At 56.1% G+C, this 1,119-nt stretch carries 1 protein-coding gene; it reads right to left on the reverse strand.

Annotated features, from left to right (window positions below; genetic code table 11):
* Positions 1 to 63 precede the first annotated feature (63 nt).
* Positions 64 to 1,008, reverse strand: a complete 945-nt coding sequence (locus NM10_RS12500) for a sugar kinase (protein ID WP_020311900.1) — start codon at positions 1,006 to 1,008, stop codon at positions 64 to 66.
* Between the last annotated feature and the right edge of the window lie 111 nt (positions 1,009 to 1,119).

A 1,119-nucleotide genomic window follows, 5' to 3' on the forward strand; every position in this document is an offset into this window, starting at 1 on the left:
CATAGGACCGCACGTAGGGGCCGTCCCAAAGGGCGGCCCGTTTGTGGGATCCCACAACCAATATTATGCGTTCTGTTGGAATACCGCCAGTTGTTCCCGCGTCGGCAATCCTTCGTTATCACCGGCGACCTGGATGGCCATGGCCCCGATGGCAGCACCCCGGCGGGCAGCATCTTCCAAGCTCAGTCCATCGAGGATGGCACTGGTGAAACCGACGGCAAAGCCGTCACCGGCGCCGACAGTATCGACGATGTGGTCGACGTGATAGCTCGGCACGCGGTATTCCTGGTCATCGGCCGTGCGGATATAGGTCCCATGGCTGCCGCCCATTTTGATGACGACAGTCTGAACGCCGCGCTGCAAATAATAGCCGGCGATATCTCTTTCATTGTCCATTCCCGTCAGGATCCGGCCTTCATTGAGGCCAGGCATGACGATATCGGCATACTGGGCGGCGTCGTTGATGACACGGGCCATGATTTCCTGGGATTTCCAGAGCATGGGCCGCAGGTTGGGGTCAAAGGAAATACGCACGCCCTTACCGTGAGCCCGCATCATCAGCGTATAAATCGTTTCCCGGCACGATTCCGACAGGGCCAGGGGAATCCCCGTGACGTGCAGATGGTCGACGCCGGTCCAGTCGATGCCGGCGAGGTCTGCCGGCTGGAAGTGGGAAAAGGCCGTATGCTTGCGGATATTGGCGACCGTCGGGTCCCCTTCCAGGACCTTTTCCTTCATCTGGAAGCCCGTCATATGGTCGTCATCGGTCCAGACATAATCGTCATGGATATCATTGGCCTTGAGGAAGTTGCAGATGCACTTCCCAAAAGGGTCGACGCCGACCTTGGAAATATACGATACATCATTGCCCAGCCGGGCCATACCGACGGCGTAATTCAGTTCTGCCCCGCAGACGTGGCGGGAGAAATGTTCCACTTCTTCCAGCGGTCCCATTTCTTCAGCAATCAGCAAGCCCATGGCTTCACCGATAGTAAGCACTTTACTCATGGTTTTCCTCCAATTGTGCCTTTATTTTGTCAATCATGTCTTCATAGGCGGCATCCGTCAAATAGACGCGGTCCKGATTCATGGCAAAGSTGACTGTTCCATTCAAACTGA

The organism is Megasphaera sp. NM10 (assembly GCF_000417505.1).
Taxonomy (GTDB): Bacteria; Bacillota; Negativicutes; order Veillonellales; family Megasphaeraceae; genus Megasphaera; species Megasphaera intestinihominis.